Here is a 17,815-nt window from a genome sequence, read left to right on the forward strand (position 1 = left end):
TTTTGTGATGAACGTTGTTGCAAAGACCGAGACCGGGCGCGCGCTGGGCGACGCATTCGCCGTGGTGCGCGACCGTCTGCCGGGCGAGGGCAAGATCGCCGATCAGCGGCGCCAGGCGTTCGAGGCTTATGAACGATCAGGCCTGCCGCATCGCCGGATCGAGGACTGGAAATACACCGACCTGCGCGCGCTGATGCGCGAGGTGCTGCCGCTCGCGGCGGCCCCGGATGATGCCGCGCTGAGCCGCGCCAGGGCCGTCGTACAGGCCCGCGCGATCGAAGGCGTCCGGCGTCTGGTGCTGGTCGACGGCGCGTTCGCGCCTGATCTCTCCGATTGGCGAGATCTGGAGAAAGGGCTCTCGATCAATCCGCTGCGCCTCGCGCTGGAAGCCGGCGACGAGATCGTCGCGACACAGGCTCTCGCGTCCGATGTCGCCAACCCCATGATCGCGCTGAATGGCGCGATGGCGACCGACGGGGTCGTCATCGACGTCGCCAACGGCACGGTGCTGACCCAGCCGCTGCACATCGTGCATGTCGCATCCGGCACTGTGCCGGCCTCGACGTTCACGCGGTCGCTGCTCCGGCTCGGCCGCGATGCCGGCGTGACGCTGGTGGAGAGCTGTCTCGCCGCCGACGGCGCCAAGGCCTACCAGACCCATGACGGACTGGTTGTTGCGATCGGTGACAATTCACGGCTCGATCACGTGCGCCTGGTCGAAGACAGCGTCGATGCCTTCAATATTTCCTCGGCGACGGTGTCGCTCGGCGCGCATGCCCATTTCAATACCTTCGGCCTGACCTCGGGCGGTCATGTCAGCCGCTATCAGCTGACGGTGACCTGCGCCGGCGAGGGCTCGACGGTCGAGACCAACGGCGTCAATCTGATCAACGGCAAGCAGCACGCCGACACCACGCTGTTCGTGGATCACGCGGTGCCGCACTGCGCGAGCCGCGAGATCTTCCGCGCCGTTGTCGACGACCGCGCCCATTCGGTGTTCCAGGGCCGCATCATCGTCCGCCCCGACGCGCAGAAGACCGACGCCAAGATGATGACCCGTGCGCTGCTGCTGTCCGACGACGCGGAGGCTGACAACAAGCCCGAGCTCGAGATCTTCGCCGACGACGTCACCTGCGGTCACGGTGCGACCACCGGCGCGCTCGACGAGAGCCTGCTGTTCTACATGCGCGCCCGCGGACTGCCCGAGAAGGAAGCGCAGGCGCTCCTGATCCAGGCCTTCGTCGGCGAGGCGATCGAGACCATCGCCAGCGACGCATTGCGCGAGGTCGCAATTGCCACCGCGCAGCGCTGGCTTCAGGCGAGGGCGTGAGCATGCACAAGGCGGTCGCCAACGGCAGTTACGACGTCGCACTGGTGCGGCAGGATTTCCCGGCGCTCGCCATGCAGATCTACGGCAAGCCGCTGGTCTATCTCGACAACGCGGCCTCGGCGCAGAAGCCGAATGCGGTGCTCGACCGCATGACCGAGGCCTACAAGAGCGAATACGCCAACGTGCATCGCGGCCTGCATTACCTCGCCAATGCCGCGACGGAGGCCTATGAGGGCGCCCGCGGCAAGGTCGCGCAGTTCATCAACGCCCGCCGCAATGAAGAGATCGTCTTCACCCGCAACGTCACCGAGGCGATCAACCTGGTGGCGTCGTCCTGGGGCGGGGTGAACATCAAGGAGGGCGACGAGATCGTCCTCTCGATCATGGAGCACCACTCCAACATCGTGCCCTGGCATTTCCTCCGGGAGCGCCATGGTGCCGTGATCAAGTGGGCACCGGTCGACGACGAGGGCAACTTCCTGATCGAGGAGTTCGAGAAGCTCCTGACCCCGCGCACCAAGATCGTCGCGATCACCCAGATGTCGAACGCGCTCGGCACGCTGGTTCCGGTCAAGGACGTGATCCGGCTGGCGCACGACCGCGGCATCCCGGTGCTGGTCGACGGCGCACAAGGTGCGGTGCACCTGCCGATCGACGTCCAGGACCTCGATTGCGATTTCTACGCCTTCACCGGCCACAAGGTGTACGGACCGACCGGCATCGGCGCGCTCTATGCGAAGCACGAGCATCTGGTGGCGATGCGGCCGTTCAACGGCGGCGGCGAGATGATCCGTGAGGTGGCCAAGGACTGGGTCACCTATGGCGATCCGCCGCACAAGTTCGAGGCCGGGACGCCGCCGATCGTCGAGGCCATCGGGCTGGGGGCTGCGATCGACTACGTCAATTCGATCGGCAAGGAGCGCATCGCCGCGCATGAGCATGAACTGCTCACCTATGCGCAGGAGCGCCTGCGCGAGATCAACTCGCTGCGGGTGATCGGAACCGCCCGCAACAAGGGACCGGTGATCTCGTTCGAAATGAAGGGCGCGCATCCCCACGATGTCGCGACCGTGATCGATCGTCAGGGCATTGCGGTGCGCGCCGGCACGCATTGCGTGATGCCGCTTTTAGAGCGGTTCAACGTCACGGCCACCTGCCGTGCATCCTTCGGGATGTATAATACCAGGGAAGAAGTCGACCATCTGGCGCAGGCGCTGATCAAGACGCGGGAATTGTTCGCATGACCGATACAGCCGAAGTCAAGACGGCCACCATGGAAACCACCTCGGCACTGCCGGCGGAAGAGACCGAGCGCATGAGCGGCGAGATCGTCGCGGCGCTGAAGACGGTGTTCGACCCGGAAATCCCGGCCGACATCTACGAACTCGGCCTGATCTACAAGGTCGATCTCAAGGATGATCGCTCGGTCGACATCATGATGACGCTGACCACGCCGAACTGCCCGGCCGCCGGCGAGCTGCCGCAGATGGTGGAGAACGCGGTCGCCAGCGTTCCCGGCGTCGGCGTCGTCAACGTCAATCTGGTGTGGGATCCGGCCTGGACGCCGGACCGGATGTCGGACGAGGCGCGCCTCGTCCTCAATATGTGGTGATGCGTCGCAGCGTTTTCGAGCGAAGTGGATGCCGGTTCGCGTGAAGAAAACGCGTCAGAACAAGAGGTCAAGGTTCTGATCAAGAACCTTTACGGATTGGACTTAGGCTCAAGAAGATCGGCAATTGATTTGCCGCTGGGACTGACCACATGAGTGACATGACGCAAGTTTCACCGACCCCAGCCAAACCGAAGCGGCCGCGCCCGCAGGTCATGAAACTGACCGATGCCGCCGCGGAACGGATCACTGAGCTGACGAAACGCGCCGACTCGGAGATCGTCGGGCTGCGTGTCGGCATCAAGAACGGCGGCTGCGCCGGACAGTCCTATACCGTCGAATACGCTCACGAGATCCGTCCGACCGATGAAGTGGTCGAGGACAAGGGCGTGAAGATCCTGGTCGATCCGAAGGCCGTGCTGTTCCTGCTTGGAACCGAGATGGACTATGTGGCCGACAAGATGCAGGCCCAGTTCGTGTTCAATAACCCGAACCAGGTCTCCGCTTGCGGTTGCGGCGAATCGGTGCAGCTCAAGCCGGCCACGGTCTAGAGACGTCCGCATATCGATTGTTGTGTGATCGGCACCTGTGTTGCCCGTCATTGCGAGCGTAGCGAAGCAATCCATGTTTCCGCTTGTTGCGCGATGGATTGCTTCGCTACGCTCGCAATGACATGGATGGAGACGTGCTCCTTACCATGAGGCGACAGAACGGGGGCGATTGGCACATGGACCGCGAATTCCTCACCGACCTGTTCGCCGATTTCGGCCCGGTCACGCTGCGCCGGATGTTCTCCGGCTATGGTATCTCGGCTGACGGCACCAATTTCGCGCTGGCCCTGCGGGCCGGGCTTTATTTCCGCGCCGACGAGCAGACCATCCCGCAATTTGAGGCGGAGGGCTGCGGGCCATTCCAATATCAGACACGGTCGAAGACCGTCACGGTGAACTCCTACTGGCAGCTGCCGGCACGGCTGTTCGATGATTCGGAAGAACTCGCGGTCTGGGCACGGTCGGCACTCGGCGCCGCCCAGCGCGCCGCGCTGCGCAAGCGGCCAAGGAAACGAGCGGTTGCGCGAAAGTCGAAGGCGCCTGCGAAGAAGACTGCAGGCAAGAAAGCTACGGCAGAAAAGGCGGTTGCGAAGAGGCCATCGGCCAAGAAGAAGCGATCGGCAAAGAAGCGATCCGCATCCTGAGGCAGCCAATCCATCCACGTCATTGCGAGCGAAGCGAAGCAATCCATGGATCCGCATATGCGGCAGGTGGATTGCTTCGCTTCGCTCGCAATGACTGTGGAGGACGTGAGGGAAGTCACGCCACGCGGGTCTGGATCTCGGTGCTGTATTCCGGATCGGCCTCGCAGATCACACGGTTGCGGCCGGCGCGCTTGGCGGCATAGAGGCAGGCGTCGGCGCGCTCTATCAGCGAGTCGGTGTCGTCAGTCGGCTTCAGCATGGAGACGCCGACCGAGATCGTGACGCGGCCGAGGATCTCGCCGGTCGACTTCTTCTTCAGCTCCTTGGCCATCACGGCGCGGCGGATGTGGTCGGCGACCGTCAGCGCCTGCCGCAGCGCCGTGTTGGGAAGCACCACTGCGAATTCCTCGCCGCCATAGCGGGCGGTGATGTCCTGGCCCTTGATGTTCTGCTTCAGCGACTGTGCCACCAGCCGCAGCACCTGGTCGCCGGTGAGATGGCCGTAGGAGTCGTTGAACGATTTGAAGTGGTCGATGTCGAACATCAGGAGCGACAGCGGCTCGCCGCTGGCGAGCGCGGCTTGCACCGCCATGTCGATCGAGCGGTCGAAATATTTCCGGTTGCCGAGGCCGGTGAGCGGATCGGTCAGGCTCTCGGCACGGATCGCCTCGAGGCTATGCTGCAGGTCGCTGATCTCCGACTTCGACAGCGCGAGCCGGTTCTCCAATGCCTGATTGGTCTCGCGCATCTCGCGCGTCGATTTCGCCAGGCTATCGACGATTGCCTTGATGTGATCGCGGGTGGTCGCGCTCGCAAGCTTATCGCTGGCGCCGACGAGGCTGGCGTCATAGGTCGCGGACACGTCGAGCGCATCGGTGATCAGCTTCATGACGGCGTCGATCTCGCCGATGACGCGCGCGCCGACCTTGTCGATGCGGTCCGAGGTCTTGATGTGCGAAAGGTAGGTTTCGTAGATCTGCTCGAGATCGGATTCAGAGAGCTTGCCACTGCGCGCCAGCGTCTCGTTGATGACCTTGTTGAGCGGCGCGTTGTATCCGGTCGCGTAGACGTACCAGATTTCATAGTTGCGGGGGACTGCGGTCTGGCGAAGCGAGCGGATCTGGCCAAGCGCGACTTCGGCAAAGGCCAACGTACGTTCGTGTTCGTCCAGCAGCTTGACCACTGTCACGTCCTCAATGCACGCAATGCCGATTAAACCCGGCAGCAATGACTAAACTATTGGGGCGAGGGTACGGGACGAGAGTGAAGGCAAGGTAAACAGTGGAACTACGGGGAAGCCGGCTGCGGCGACCATGCGGCGCGCCCGATGTTTGTCCGCCTTGAGCGCCACTTTCGGGCGCTTTTCGTTTGTTCGCTAGAGCATGATCCGGAAAAGTGCGCAGCGGTTTTCCGAAAAGATCATGCTCAAACAACGAGCTAAGGCACAATGACGCTTCACGCAAATCTCATCGCGCTTTGTCGCGAGGCGCAAACTGCGCGCATTTGCTTCAAACGCTGAGGATCAGCGCGTGCGCCGGTCGCGGGCGGCAAGAGAATTGTCCGGAATACCGCCGCTAGCGCGGCGGCGTCAGAGCAGGCCTTATGCGCGTGCGCGCACAGGTCGCAGCAGGAAGGCGGGCAGGTGCGAATGATCGGCGGGCTCGTGGTCCACCTCGCGCTGCGGCCGCCGTGGCTCGGCACGCCCGATCGACGGCACGTGCGACGGAGCGGCCTGCGGAGCCGAATTGCGGCCGTGGCGCGGTTCACGCTCCGGCTTCGCTGCGCGCTCCTCGCGGGGCTCCCGCTCGTGACGCGCTTCGCGTTCACCGTGACGCGGCTCGCGTTCACCGTGGCGCGCCTCGCGCTCGCGGCGCGGCTTGCGGCCGCCGCGGGCACCATCGCGCGAACCTTCGCGGCCACGCGAGCGGCGCGGCGCGGCGTCCTCGTCGGAGGCTTCGCTGTGAACGGTGTAGTCGCCCTCAGCGCGCGGGATCGGCTGGCCGATCAGCTTCTCGATCGCGGTCATCGACTTGCTATCGAGCGAGGTGACGATGGAGATCGCAGTACCGGTGCGTCCGGCGCGGCCAGTACGGCCAATGCGGTGGACATAGTCGTCGGGGTGGTGCGGTACGTCGAAATTGAAGACGTGGCTCACCGCGGGAATGTCGAGACCACGGGCGGCGACGTCGGAGGCGACGAGCAGCGGAATCTCGCCCTTCCGGAATTGATCGAGGGCCGCGGTGCGGGCGGATTGATCCATATCGCCGTGCAGGGCACCGACGCTGAAGCCGTGCTTCTGGAGTGACTTGTGAAGGACGGCGACTTCGCGCTTGCGATTGCAGAAGATAATCGCGTTGTTGAGATCCTTGGCATCGCGCAGCAGGCGGCGGAGGATCTCGCGCTTGTCATGCGCTTCGCGACCGGCCGGGACCTGCAATTGCGTCACGGTGACGGCGGTGGTCGCGGGCCTGGAGACTTCGATCCGCGCAGGATTGTGCAGGAAGGCCTCGGTGATGCGGCTGATCTCCGGAGGCATCGTCGCGGTGAAGAACAGGGTCTGCCGCGTGAACGGGACGAGCTTGCAGATGCGTTCGATGTCGGGGATGAAACCCATGTCGAGCATGCGATCGGCTTCGTCGATCACCAGCAGTTCGACGCCGGTGAGCAGCAATCCGCCGCGTTCGGTGTGGTCGAGCAGGCGGCCGGGCGTTGCGATCAGGACGTCGACGCCGCGCATCAGCTTGGAGTCCTGGTCGCCGAACGAGACGCCGCCGATCAGGAGCGCCACGTTCAATTTCTGACCGGCGCCGTATTTGTCGAACTGCTCCTTCACCTGCGCGGCAAGCTCGCGGGTCGGCTCGAGGATCAGGGTGCGCGGCATCCGTGCCCGGGCGCGGCCCTTCTCGAGCAGGGTAAGCATCGGGAGAACGAAGGCAGCGGTCTTGCCGGTGCCGGTCTGGGCAATGCCGAGGACGTCGCGCCGGGCGAGAACGTGCGGGATTGCCTGTTCCTGGATGGGAGTGGGGTTGGTGTAACCGGTGGCCGCAACTGCGGCGAGGACCTTATCGGACAGGCCTAGATTGGAAAAAGACATTGAGCCTCTGGTCGAAACCGCCGTTCGGCATCGCAGGTAAAAGGCTGTCGCGTTCGGCCCCGAAACGGCTCGCTTTTCTATAAAGCTCGGGGGCTCTGACTAACGCCGACGGACGGCAAACCTGACGAATCGCGTTTCGATCCGAGGGCCGCGTTGCCCGCAACATAGGGGCGAAAGCGGTAAAGTCAATCTTGGAACCGGCCGGATAGCCGAAAAAGCTTAACGTTTTGACTGAAATACGCGCCTTTTCGTCATTTGGCGGTCAAATGAATCACGACCCCCGTCCCGGACGGCGAGGCCACAGCGGGGGCCTCCGCGCTGTTTTTCATCCTGAATCCGCCAGGCGTCAGGCCTTCGGAATCGCCGAATATCCGGTAGAAGGTGGCGAGGCTGCCGAACCCGCAGGTGAGGGCGATGTCGGCGATCGGCCGCGGCGGCTTCTCGCAAAGCAGCCTTCGGCTCTCGCTCAGGCGCTGGGCGGTGACGGTCTGCGAAAAGCTCGTCCCGGTCGCTTCGAACAAGACGTGCAGGTAGCGGACCGAGACGCCGAGGATGCCAGCGACCATCCCTGGCGACAGGCTTGGCCTGGCAAGATGGCGCGTGATCAGGCGGCGCGCGAGGCTGAGCCGGCCGACGCGCAGCGCCTGCTGCGCCCGGCGGCTGCCCGGCCTGATCACACCGCGCTCGATCAGCGCAAGGTCCGCCACGATCTTGACCAGCGCAGGAATGCAAGCGGTATCACCGGCCTCCGTGGCCTCCTTGAAGTCGGCGAGGCAAGCTTCGAGCAACGGCGCCCAGCCGCGATTGCTGGTCGCCGGTGAGCCCTCACGGGCAGGCTCAGACGCCTGGATTTGATCCGCCCGCGGGTCCGCGGCATCGAGATAAATGCGCGTCGCGCCTGTAGCTAGCGTTTCCTGGCTGTGATCCCCGTGCTTACCGCGCATCGTGACTGATCCCTCGCTCTGCATGAGCGCGCGCGTCGCCGGTAAGGAAATTTGCGGTGCCGAACCCGGGCGAAGCGCCGCAGTGGTTCTGGCGAAATGGCCGGAAAATATCTTCTCAATGCGCGCAGGCTGATCACTTCGGTTCAGCGAAAGTCGGATCGCGCGGCGATGTGAAGTTCAAGGAGCTGAAGGGGGCGCGGCCAAGCTTCGGCGAATTGCGAGCGTGGTGTCCCGGCCGGTCCGGACGGGCGCTCAGGCCGTTTGTGCGCGATAGTCGCCCGGCGTCATGGATTCGGATGCATTGAAGAGGCGGTAGAACGTCGCAAGGCTCTCGAAGCCGCAGGCAAAGGCGACCTCGGCGATCGTTTGCCTGGGCTGCTCGCGGAGCAGGCGGCGGCTCTGCTCGAGCCGGAGCGCGGTGACGGTCTCCGAGAAGCTCATCTCGGTTTCCTCGAACAGGATGTGCAGGTGACGGACCGAGATGCCGAGCAGGCCGGCAATCAGGGTTGGCGACAGCGCCGCACGCGCCAGGTGGCGCCGGATCAGGCGCCGGGCCAGCGACAAATGGGCGGTTCGCAAGGCCTGCTGCGCAAGCCGGCTCTTCGGCCGCATGATGCCGCGCTCGATCAGCGCGATATGGGCCAGCGCCTGCACCGTCGGCGCCGTGCCCGCCGCCGCGGCATCGTTGCTCTCGATGAGGTCGCGGAAGCATGCTTCCAGCAGGGCCCGCAGCGCGGTCTCATCCTGCACCGGCCTGGGGACGAGTTCGCCGAGCTCGGCGCCCGGCGGGACGATGTTCGCGACCGGGACCTTGATGATGCGCAGGTGGAAGCCGTCGTCGTGCAGGGGGACAGTGCGATAGGGCAGGTCCGAGTAGCTGGTCGCGAACATGCCGTCGCGAACGGCAAATTCATCGAGCCGCGCGCCGCCGAACCAGCCGCCGCCGCCAAGCTGCTGATAGATGCACAGGCTGTCGCTGGCCGCGTCGGCGATGTCGCCGGTGCGCCGTTCGACACGGTACGGCGAGGCGCGCAGCTCGACCAGCCCGGCATCGCCGAGCTTGCGCAGCGAGAACTCGCCGAAGAAGTCGCGGCGCCGGTCGGCTTCCAGCTCGGCGGTGACGCCGAACAGCCCCTTGGCGCGGACCTCGCGCCAATAGTCGAAGCGATCCTTGGGATCGACTTGATCAGTAGACCATGTGTGCACGGAAAAGCCGTTGCGACGTGCGGAGAGCTCGAACCGGATGGAGGTTCGAATCTATCACGCGGGCCGTAAAAAGAAACTTGACCTAAGACAAATCGGATCCCTCATTTCGGCCTGGCGTGGCCGGCCGGAACGGCCGTCCGCGGCCGGCCTTGAACCGGCGAAACGGCTGGTCCGACTATTAGGCGGCGGTCGCACGGGCGGCGCATTTGTCGTGCAGGCGGGAAAACGGGATGAAGAGCTGGCTTTCGAGACTTTCGGCGATCCTTTGGGCGGTTGCATTTGTCGCATCGGCCGCACCCGCCCAGGCCGAAAAGCGCGTCGCGCTGGTGATCGGCAACAATGACTACAGGAACGTGCCCAGGCTGCAGAAGGCGGTCAACGACGCCCGCACCATGGGCGACACGCTGAAGCAGCTCGGCTTCAGCGTCATGGTAGCCGAGAACCTCAACCGGCAGGCGTTCTCCGAGACGCTGCTCGCGTTCGACCGCTCCGTGGAACCGGGCGATACCGCGTTCTTCTTCTATGCCGGCCACGGCTTCGAGATCGCCGGCCAGAATTTCCTGCTGCCGACCGACGTGCCGGCCGCCACCGAAGGGCAGGAGGAATTGGTGCGCGACGCCTCTGTTCTCGCCGACCGCATCGTCGAGCGCTTGCAGAACAAGAAGGCGCGCACCTCGATCCTGGTGTTCGACGCCTGCCGCAACAATCCGTTCGAGCGCGCCGGCACGCGCGCGGTCGCCGGCGGCGGTGGCCTCGCGCCGATGACGCAACTGCCGGAGGGCGTGTTCTCGGTGTTCTCGGCGGGGCCGCGCCAGACCGCGCTCGACCGTCTTTCGAACGATGATGCCAATCCCAATTCGGTGTTCACGCGGACCTTCGCCAAGGAGCTGCTGCAGCCCGGCGAGAATCTCGTGCAGGTCGCGCAGCGCACGCGGCGCCTGGTCAGCGAGATGGCCGAGACCGTGAAGCACAAGCAGATCCCGGTCTATTTCGACCAGATGGTCGACGATGTCTTCCTGAACGGGATCGCGAAGGGGCAGGCCGAGGCGGCCAAGCCGTCCGCGCCGCCGCAGCAGGTGGCCGCGCTGCCGCCGGTCGCGGTGCCGAAGCTGCCGAAGGAGGATTCGATCAACGCGCCGATCGCGAGCTTCTCGCGGCACAATGGCGGCTGGACCGTGGTGTTCTCGATCGCCGATCCAACGCTCGGGATTTCCTGGCGGATCGGCGACAGCGGCGATTTCCGCGAAACCGGCTTCATCGACACGCTCGATCCGCGCACGCGCAAGCGGATGCCCAATCCGTCGGTCGAGCTGCCGGCCGATGCGCCGGCCGCAACGATCGAGATTCGCTATGTCGATACGCAAGGCATGATGCAGGGGCCGTTCCCGATCAAGTTCGATCCCGACGCCGCGCTGATCCGCGACCAGCGCAAGATCCTCGACATGACCGCGACCAGCTGGCTGTCATTCCGCGAGTTCAACGGACTGCTGGTCTACTATACGCACCTGATGTCGTATCGCTGCGCGATCCGCGAGGTGCGCATCGGCATCGACACCGCGGTGCCGGACAAGGTCCTGAAGATGCCATCCTGCAATTCGCGCGATCCCAGCGCGATCCCGTCTGACGCGCAGCCTTATCTGAAGCTTGCGCCGCAGACCAAGGCGGTCTCGGTCGAGCTGACCTATCGCGACGGCAGCGTGTCGGAAATCAAGACCTTCAGGCGATAGCCTTGCATCCTTGCCGCCCGATCCGCGTTACAATCGGATTCTGAGGGGCGAGGCAGCGGTGAGGACGGCATCATGGATGCAGGCAATCCGGCAGGGCCGAACACGCGTCAGATCAGGGCGCGCTGCTGCGTGGTCGGCGGCGGGCCGGCCGGCATGATGCTTGGCTATCTGCTCGGACGCGCCGGAGTCGATGTCGTGGTGCTGGAGAAGCACGCCGACTTCTTCCGCGACTTCCGTGGCGACACCGTGCATCCGTCGACCCTGCAGGTGATGGACGAACTCGGCCTGATAGACGGCTTCCTGAAGCTGCCGCATCAGGACATCCAGACGCTCGACGGCATGTTCGGCGGCACCTCGGTGCGGATCGCCGATCTCCGCCGCCTCAGCGTCAAATACCCCTTCATCGCGATGATGCCACAGTGGGACTTCCTCAATTACCTGCGCGAGAGCGGCAAGCGCTTCCCCTCGCTGAAGGTGCTGATGAAGGCCGAGGCGACCGATCTGATCCGGCGCGGCGATGCTGTCGCAGGCGTGCACGCGAACACGCCCGACGGCCCGGTCGAGATCGAGGCGGATCTGACCATCGGCTGCGACGGACGTCATTCGATCGTGCGCGAGCGCGCCGGCCTCGACGTCGAGGAGATCGGCGCGCCGATGGACGTTTTGTGGTTTCGCGTCGGGCGGCGTCCGGATGAGACCGAGAATTTGTTCGCCCGCGTCGAGCACGGCAAGATGATGGTGACGTTCGATCGCGGCGACTACTGGCAATGCGCCTATGTGATCGCCAAGGGCCAATACGAGGCGGTGAAGGCGAGGGGATTGCCGGCGCTGCTCGACGACGTGCTGCGGCTGGCGCCGATCCTCAAGGCCGGCATTGCCGACGTGAAGAGCTTTGACGACGTCAAGCTGCTCACGGTCGCGATCAATCGCCTGACGCGCTGGACCCGTTCCGGCCTGCTCTGCATCGGCGACGCCGCGCATGCGATGTCGCCGATCGGCGGCGTCGGCGTCAACCTCGCGGTGCAGGATGCGGTCGCGACCGCCAACATCCTGGCGGCGAAGCTCGTTCACGGCGTGCCGTCGGAAGACGAACTCGATGCGGTGCGGCGTCGCCGCGAATTCCCGGTGCGCGTGACGCAGCGCATGCAGGTGATTGCGCAGAACAACATCATCAGCGCGGCGCTGAAGGCCGGCGATCAGCCGGTGCCGTTGGCGCTGCGGTTGATCACGGCAATGCCCTGGCTGCAGGGCCTCACCGCACGTCTGGTCGCCGTCGGGGTGCGGCCGGAGCACGTGCATTCGCCGGCCGCGGGCTGAACTGCGCGCCGCGCGACCGGAAGAGCGCTTGTGCTTTCAGGCCATCACCGAATAGCCGCCGTCGACGGGGATCGCGGTGCCGGTGACGAAGTCCGACGCCGGCGATGCCAGGAACACAGCGATGCCTGCGAAGTCATCGATCGCACCCCAGCGTGCCGCCGGCGTGCGCGCAAGCACGCGCTCGTGCAGCCCGGTCACCTGCTGGCGCGCGCCTTTGGTCAGGTCGGTATCGATCCAGCCGGGCAGGATGGCATTGACCTGGATGTTGTCGGGAGCCCAGGCGTTGGCGCAGGCGCGGGTGTACTGCACGATACCGCCCTTGCTCGCGGCATAGGCCGCGGCGAAGCTCGCACCGAAGATCGACATCATCGAGCCGATATTGATGATCTTGCCGTGGCCCGACGCCTTGAGCGCCGGATAGGCCGCCTTCGAGCACATGAACGCGCTGGTCAGGTTGGTGTCGATCACCTTGCTCCACTCCTCCAGCTCGAGCTCGTGCGGAGGCTTGCGGATGCTCATGCCGGCGTTGTTGACGAGAATGTCGATCCGGCCGAACTCGCGAACGACCCGTTCGACCATGGCCGCGACGGCGGCCTTGTCGGTCACGTCGGTTGCCACCGCGATCGCCTTGGCGCCGCGCTTGCCGAGATCCTCGACGGCGGCCTTCGACTTCGCCTCGTTGCGGCCGACCACGGCAACCGCCGCGCCGGCGTCCGCCAGGCCGCGCGCCATGCCAAGCCCGATGCCGCCATTGCCACCGGTGACGATGGCGACCCGGCCCGAGAGATCAAACTGTCCGTTTTTCATTGTTGTTGTCCGCTGAGGTTTGAACCGGGCGCGAGAGTGCCCGATCGTCCCGGCGCTGACCAGATCGGCCACCGCCGGTCCGCCCTGCGCCGGCGGGCCTGCGCGTGGGGAGATTTCGATGACGTTCGGGCAACAAAAAAGCCCCGGACAATGCCGGGGCTTTTGGTCTGCTATCTCAGCAGGGATCAGTACGCAGCTCAGTACTTGGCAACAACCGGACCGGTCCAGTTGAAGCGGTAGACCAGCGAGGTGCTGATGGTCTGGACAAGCGGCTTGAAGGTGATGTCGCGGCCGTTCGAGAGGTTGGTGCCGTCGACCAGCTCCGAGATGTTCTTGTTGTCGTAGTAAGCGGCGCGATACTCGGTCTTCATGAACCAGCCCGGCGCGGTGATGCCGAAGATGTTCAGGTTGTTCTCGACGCCGCCGCCGACGAACCAGCCGCCGCGATCGAAGTCGTTGGTGTGCAGACCCGAGGGAAGCGCGCTCGCGGTGTTGAACAGCGTGGTGCCCTTCCAGTGCGAGCTGGAGTAACCGGCGTTGACGTAAGACAGGACGTTCGGCGCGATCAGGTAGCCGAGGCGCGCACCAGCCGCCCAGCTGTAGTCGTTCTTGATGTTGCCGGCGACGAACGGACCCTGATCCTGGATGGTGCCCTTCAGGCTGCCGAACTGACCGTCGGCGAACACGCCGATGACCCAGCTGTTGGCGGTCTGCCAGTCGTAACCGGCGCCGACGGTGCCGTACCAGCCATCGCCGCCCTGGCGCTGGTTGAAGCCGAGGATCGGCGCACCCGTGACGGTCGACTGGACGCCCGTGTCAGCATCCCAGACGCCGCCGCCGCCACCGCCGAAGATGTAGAAGCCGGTCCAGCTCGGAGCGACCGGAACCGGAGCAGGAGCCTTGGTGTAGGGGCGGGCGGCCAGATCGGCCGCCGACGCCGATGCCGTCATCGCAGCAACCGCGGTCAGAGCGAGCAAAATCTTCTTCATATCCAAATCCTCGACTAGCGTTCGATCAGGTCGCTCAGGGGAGTGCGCTGGCACCGATTCCCGAAACTCATGATCGAACTATACGTGGTTCCGTTGGAAATGCTGTTGCTGGTGAGACACATCCGGCTGAAAACGAAGCCACTGGGGCTCTCCGAACGGGCAAAATGGCAACGGCCGCCCCAATCTGGGAGCGGCCGGAAACTCATTTCAGATCAATCGGTTGGGCCTAGACGTCGAGCAGGTCGTCGCTGGCGAATTCGGCCTTGTCGGAAATAAAGGCAAAGCGGGCTTCGGCCTTGGTACCCATCAGCCGCTCGACCGAATCGGCGGTGCCCTCGCGATCGTCGGCCAGCAGCACCACGCGCAGCAGCGTGCGCTTGGCCGGATCCATCGTGGTTTCCTTCAGCTGCGCCGGCATCATCTCGCCGAGGCCTTTGAAGCGATTCACCTCGACCTTGGCGTTGGCGTTGAACTCGCTCTTCAGCAGCTCGTCCTTGTGCGCGTCGTCGCGGGCGTAGATCGACTTGGTGCCGTGCTTCAGCTTGTAGAGTGGCGGAACCGCCAGATAGAGGTGCCCTTCGTCGATCAGCCGCGGCATCTGCCGGTAGAAGAAGGTGATCAGGAGCGATGCGATGTGTGCGCCGTCGACGTCGGCGTCGGTCATGATGATGATGCGCTGGTAGCGCAGATCCTCTTCGCGGTAATGCGCGAGCGTTCCGCAGCCGATCGCCTGCACGAGATCGGAGAGCTGCGCGTTGGCGGTCAGCTTGTCCTTGCCGGCGGAGGCGACGTTGAGGATCTTGCCGCGCAGCGGCAGCACGGCCTGCGTCTTGCGGTCGCGCGCCTGCTTGGCGCTGCCGCCGGCCGAGTCACCTTCGACGATGAAGAGCTCTGAGCCTTCGGTACCGGCGTCGGAGCAATCGGCGAGCTTGCCGGGCAGACGCAGTTTCTTGCCGGCGGTCTTGCGCGCGGTTTCCTTTTCCTGACGGCGGCGCAGCCGTTCCTCGGCGCGATCGATCACGAAATCGAGCAGCCGGTTGGCCTGGTTCGGATTGCCTGACAGCCAGTGGTCGAACGGATCCTTCATCGCCTGTTCGACGATGCGCTGCGCTTCGGCGGTGGCGAGGCGGTCCTTCGTTTGGCCCTGGAATTCAGGCTCGCGCACGAACACCGAGAGCATCACGGCCGCGCCCACCATCACGTCTTCCGAGGTAATGGACGCCGCGCGCTTGCCCTGGCCCGCGCGTTCGGCGTGGTCCTTGAGACCGCGCAACAATGCGCTGCGCAGGCCGGATTCATGCGTACCGCCATCGGGCGTCGGCACCGTGTTGGTGTAGGACGACAGGAAGCCGTCGGCATCGGCCGTCCAGGCCACGGCCCATTCGCAGGCGCCATGCGCGCCGCTGCGGCCGGATTTGCCGGAGAAGATATCCTGATGCACCAGCGTATCGGCGTGGATCGCCGCGGCCAGATAATCCTTCAGTCCGCCGGGGAAGTGGAACTTGGCTTCCGACGGGACGTCTTCGATGCCCTTCAAGAGCTCCTGGTCGCAGTGCCAGCGAATCTCGACGCCGCCGAACAGATAGGCCTTCGAGCGCGTCATCTTGAACAGACGCTGCGGCTTGAAAGCCGCCTTGGCGCCGAAAATGTCGGTGTCCGGCTTGAAGCGGATGCGCGTGCCGCGGCGGTTGCTGACCTTGCCGAGGTCTTCGAGCTTGCCCTTGGGGTGGCCGCGCTCGAAGGTCATGCGATGCAACTGCCCGCTGCGCGCAACCTCGACCTCGAGCAGCGAGGAGAGGGCGTTGACCACGGAGACACCGACACCGTGCAGGCCGCCCGAGGTCTCATAGACCTTGGAGTCAAACTTGCCGCCCGAGTGCAGCGTGCACATGATGACTTCGAGCGCCGACTTCTTCGGGAATTTCGGATGCGGGTCGACCGGAATGCCCCGACCATTGTCGGTCACGGTCAGGAAGCCGTCGGCGGTCAACTCCACGTCGATGAAGGTGGCGTGGCCCGCCAGCGCCTCATCCATGCAGTTGTCGATCACCTCGGCGAACAGGTGGTGCAGGGCCTTTTCGTCGGTGCCACCGATATACATGCCGGGGCGCCGGCGGACCGGTTCCAGCCCTTCCAGCACCTCGATGTCAGCCGCCGTATAGCCGGCTTCGGCGCTTCCAGCGGATCGCGAAGCAGCCTTCGCCGGGGCGCGTCCCTTCGCTTCCGGGGCTCCGAACAGATCGTCGGCAGATTTACTTTTGGCGTTCGACTTCAATGATTTGGCCATGGTTCTTCAAGTGGCGCGCCGGTCACGGCGCGGCGAATCGGTTGCTCTGACTATGCCACGGATGGGCTGCCAATGGGGACGGCCGCGCCCTGGAGCCTGGCCATCCCCATAGATAGGAAACCGCGATTACGCCCGCGAGGTGCGGATTACAATGACCGTGAACAGGGCCATGGCGGCGACCACCAGCAGTGACCCGACGATCGGCGCCGCCTCGAACGACGGTCCCTTCAGCAGCACGGCGGCCACGCCGGCCGGGAACAGGACGCCGCCGACGATATGCAGCCAGCCCTGGATTCTGGCGAGCAGCATGCTGCCCGCTTCCGGCACCAGCCGGTAGTAGAGGCCGAACAGGAACAGCAGCACGCCGCCGACCAGATTGAGATGCGCATGCGCCGGTCCCAACGTGAAGTCGTGCTGGATACCCATGGCGATGCCCGCGAGCATTCCGAACAGCAGGACGAGAACGCTCACGCACATCATCAGCGATCCGATCATCCAGTCATTCCTTTTTCTTGTGAGGGAGATGCCAACCTGGACCTCAGGGGCCTTACGGGAAATCACGGTCGATCCCCGCCTTTGTGACTTGATGTCACGCAATCGGCTGGCTTACCTGTTCTTAGGCTGCGTGCCGCTAGAAAGGTTCATTCGAGGTTCAACGGAGCGGGAAGGCACACGACGAGATGGAAGACCTTGCGCGGGCCCTGGCCGAATTCGTGCGGCACCACCAGGCCTGGGCCGCTCCGATCGTCATGCTGCTGGCGTTCGCTGAATCGCTCGCCTTCATTTCATTGCTGGTTCCGGCCTGGGGTGCGCTGGTCGCGATCGGCGCCCTGATCGGCGTCAGCGGGATCAGCTTCTGGCCGATCTGGATCGCGGGCGGCGTCGGCGCTGCACTCGGCGACTGGGTCTCCTACTGGTTCGGCTATCGCTACAAGGAGCAGGTCGCGCAGATGTGGCCGCTGTCGCGCTACCCGGAGATCCTGCCGCGGGGCGAGGCCTTCGTGAAGAGCTGGGGCGTGCCCAGCATCTTCATCGGCCGCTTCTTCGGTCCACTGCGCGCCTCGGTGCCGCTTGCGGCCGGCATTTTCGAGATGTCGTACTGGCAATTCCAGATCGCCAATTTCGTCTCCGCGCTGGTCTGGTCGGCGGCACTGCTGCTGTTCGGCGACGTCATTGCCCATGCCATCGAGTGGGTGTGGCGGGTGGTGTAGCGCCGTCAGTCCGCGACATCGGACGGGTGCCCACACGCGAAAAGAGAAACCTAAAAGTTTTTCTATCCCGGCGAGGCGACGGTAATCTCGCGGTGCTAG

Annotated in this window: 16 protein-coding genes; 8 read left to right on the forward strand and 8 right to left on the reverse strand. The window is 64.6% G+C overall.

All coding sequences use genetic code 11. The annotated features are described in order from the left end of the window. Positions 1 to 7: 7 nt before the first annotated feature. The 5 genes from sufD to ACVIHF_RS13980 all read left to right on the forward strand — a co-directional run bounded on the left by sufD (position 8) and on the right by ACVIHF_RS13980 (position 4,134). Positions 8 to 1,330 carry a Fe-S cluster assembly protein SufD gene (gene sufD / locus ACVIHF_RS13960; protein ID WP_253608771.1) on the forward strand — a complete coding sequence of 441 codons (1,323 nt, stop codon included), beginning with the start codon at positions 8 to 10 and terminating at the stop codon, positions 1,328 to 1,330. Continuing rightward, positions 1,327 to 2,574, forward strand: coding sequence for a cysteine desulfurase (locus tag ACVIHF_RS13965; protein ID WP_253608770.1), 1,248 nt, complete (start codon positions 1,327 to 1,329; stop codon positions 2,572 to 2,574). The genes sufD and ACVIHF_RS13965 overlap by 4 nt, the downstream gene beginning before the upstream one ends. Continuing rightward, entirely contained in the window at positions 2,571 to 2,942 is a 372-nt protein-coding gene (locus ACVIHF_RS13970) for an SUF system Fe-S cluster assembly protein (RefSeq protein ID WP_016845787.1), read from the forward strand. Before ACVIHF_RS13965 ends, ACVIHF_RS13970 begins: the two co-directional genes overlap by 4 nt. A gap of 158 nt (positions 2,943 to 3,100) precedes the next feature. Next, a complete protein-coding gene (locus ACVIHF_RS13975) occupies positions 3,101 to 3,490 on the forward strand; it encodes a HesB/IscA family protein (RefSeq protein ID WP_146984699.1) in 390 nt (129 codons plus the stop codon). Positions 3,491 to 3,666: 176 nt separating this feature from the next. Beyond that, a complete protein-coding gene (locus tag ACVIHF_RS13980; RefSeq protein ID WP_253608769.1) occupies positions 3,667 to 4,134 on the forward strand; it encodes a TfoX/Sxy family protein in 468 nt (155 codons plus the stop codon). A gap of 115 nt (positions 4,135 to 4,249) precedes the next feature. On the opposite strand, the gene ACVIHF_RS13985 is transcribed toward ACVIHF_RS13980, so the two are convergent. The 4 genes from ACVIHF_RS13985 to ACVIHF_RS14000 all read right to left on the reverse strand — a co-directional run bounded on the left by ACVIHF_RS13985 (position 4,250) and on the right by ACVIHF_RS14000 (position 9,378). Then, on the reverse strand, positions 4,250 to 5,317 hold the full coding sequence (locus ACVIHF_RS13985) for a GGDEF domain-containing protein (protein ID WP_253608768.1): 1,068 nt from the start codon (positions 5,315 to 5,317) through the stop codon (positions 4,250 to 4,252). 417 nt (positions 5,318 to 5,734) lie between these two features. Beyond that, positions 5,735 to 7,228, reverse strand: a complete 1,494-nt coding sequence (locus tag ACVIHF_RS13990; RefSeq protein ID WP_057018600.1) for a DEAD/DEAH box helicase — start codon at positions 7,226 to 7,228, stop codon at positions 5,735 to 5,737. 251 nt (positions 7,229 to 7,479) lie between these two features. Next, complete coding sequence (locus ACVIHF_RS13995; RefSeq protein WP_253608766.1) at positions 7,480 to 8,172, reverse strand: helix-turn-helix transcriptional regulator; 693 nt, start codon at positions 8,170 to 8,172, stop codon at positions 7,480 to 7,482. A 252-nt stretch (positions 8,173 to 8,424) separates the two neighbouring features. After that, the gene (locus tag ACVIHF_RS14000) at positions 8,425 to 9,378 is read right to left on the reverse strand and encodes a helix-turn-helix transcriptional regulator (RefSeq protein WP_253608765.1); all 954 of its coding nucleotides are present in this window, start codon (positions 9,376 to 9,378) and stop codon (positions 8,425 to 8,427) included. 230 nt (positions 9,379 to 9,608) lie between these two features. Between ACVIHF_RS14000 and ACVIHF_RS14005 the strand changes: the two genes are divergently transcribed. Together ACVIHF_RS14005 and ACVIHF_RS14010 are read left to right on the forward strand one after the other, a co-directional pair. Then, entirely contained in the window at positions 9,609 to 11,105 is a 1,497-nt protein-coding gene (locus tag ACVIHF_RS14005; protein ID WP_253608764.1) for a caspase family protein, read from the forward strand. Positions 11,106 to 11,177: 72 nt separating this feature from the next. After that, complete coding sequence (locus tag ACVIHF_RS14010; RefSeq protein ID WP_253608763.1) at positions 11,178 to 12,422, forward strand: FAD-dependent oxidoreductase; 1,245 nt, start codon at positions 11,178 to 11,180, stop codon at positions 12,420 to 12,422. 36 nt (positions 12,423 to 12,458) lie between these two features. Here ACVIHF_RS14010 and ACVIHF_RS14015 read toward each other — a convergent pair whose 3' ends face one another. From ACVIHF_RS14015 to ACVIHF_RS14030, 4 genes are all read right to left on the reverse strand, one after another. Beyond that, positions 12,459 to 13,229 carry an SDR family NAD(P)-dependent oxidoreductase gene (locus tag ACVIHF_RS14015; protein WP_253608761.1) on the reverse strand — a complete coding sequence of 257 codons (771 nt, stop codon included), beginning with the start codon at positions 13,227 to 13,229 and terminating at the stop codon, positions 12,459 to 12,461. A 197-nt stretch (positions 13,230 to 13,426) separates the two neighbouring features. Further along, positions 13,427 to 14,218, reverse strand: coding sequence for an outer membrane protein (locus tag ACVIHF_RS14020; protein ID WP_076828706.1), 792 nt, complete (start codon positions 14,216 to 14,218; stop codon positions 13,427 to 13,429). Between the two features lie 226 nt (positions 14,219 to 14,444). After that, positions 14,445 to 16,505, reverse strand: coding sequence for a DNA topoisomerase IV subunit B (gene parE, locus ACVIHF_RS14025; protein ID WP_253608760.1), 2,061 nt, complete (start codon positions 16,503 to 16,505; stop codon positions 14,445 to 14,447). Positions 16,506 to 16,631: 126 nt separating this feature from the next. Beyond that, positions 16,632 to 17,000 (reverse strand): hypothetical protein, encoded by a 369-nt coding sequence (locus ACVIHF_RS14030; protein WP_253608758.1) that lies wholly within the window; start codon positions 16,998 to 17,000, stop codon positions 16,632 to 16,634. Positions 17,001 to 17,185: 185 nt separating this feature from the next. On the opposite strand from ACVIHF_RS14030, the gene ACVIHF_RS14035 reads away from it, so the two are divergent. Beyond that, positions 17,186 to 17,716 (forward strand): DedA family protein, encoded by a 531-nt coding sequence (locus ACVIHF_RS14035; RefSeq protein WP_028332199.1) that lies wholly within the window; start codon positions 17,186 to 17,188, stop codon positions 17,714 to 17,716. Positions 17,717 to 17,815 lie beyond the last annotated feature (99 nt).

The organism is Bradyrhizobium sp. USDA 4506, from assembly GCF_054058795.1.

Coding starts and splice junctions, on each gene's coding strand:
- sufD (WP_253608771.1), top strand. CDS start 8: ATGAACGTTGTTGCAAAGACCGAGACCGGGCGCGCGCTGGGCGACGCA.
- ACVIHF_RS13970 (WP_016845787.1), top strand. CDS start 2,571: ATGACCGATACAGCCGAAGTCAAGACGGCCACCATGGAAACCACCTCG.
- ACVIHF_RS13975 (WP_146984699.1), top strand. CDS start 3,101: ATGACGCAAGTTTCACCGACCCCAGCCAAACCGAAGCGGCCGCGCCCG.
- ACVIHF_RS13980 (WP_253608769.1), top strand. CDS start 3,667: ATGGACCGCGAATTCCTCACCGACCTGTTCGCCGATTTCGGCCCGGTC.
- ACVIHF_RS13990 (WP_057018600.1), bottom strand. CDS start 7,228: ATGTCTTTTTCCAATCTAGGCCTGTCCGATAAGGTCCTCGCCGCAGTT.
- ACVIHF_RS13995 (WP_253608766.1), bottom strand. CDS start 8,172: ATGCGCGGTAAGCACGGGGATCACAGCCAGGAAACGCTAGCTACAGGC.
- ACVIHF_RS14005 (WP_253608764.1), top strand. CDS start 9,609: ATGAAGAGCTGGCTTTCGAGACTTTCGGCGATCCTTTGGGCGGTTGCA.
- ACVIHF_RS14010 (WP_253608763.1), top strand. CDS start 11,178: ATGGATGCAGGCAATCCGGCAGGGCCGAACACGCGTCAGATCAGGGCG.
- ACVIHF_RS14015 (WP_253608761.1), bottom strand. CDS start 13,229: ATGAAAAACGGACAGTTTGATCTCTCGGGCCGGGTCGCCATCGTCACC.
- ACVIHF_RS14020 (WP_076828706.1), bottom strand. CDS start 14,218: ATGAAGAAGATTTTGCTCGCTCTGACCGCGGTTGCTGCGATGACGGCA.
- parE (WP_253608760.1), bottom strand. CDS start 16,505: ATGGCCAAATCATTGAAGTCGAACGCCAAAAGTAAATCTGCCGACGAT.
- ACVIHF_RS14030 (WP_253608758.1), bottom strand. CDS start 17,000: ATGATCGGATCGCTGATGATGTGCGTGAGCGTTCTCGTCCTGCTGTTC.
- ACVIHF_RS14035 (WP_028332199.1), top strand. CDS start 17,186: ATGGAAGACCTTGCGCGGGCCCTGGCCGAATTCGTGCGGCACCACCAG.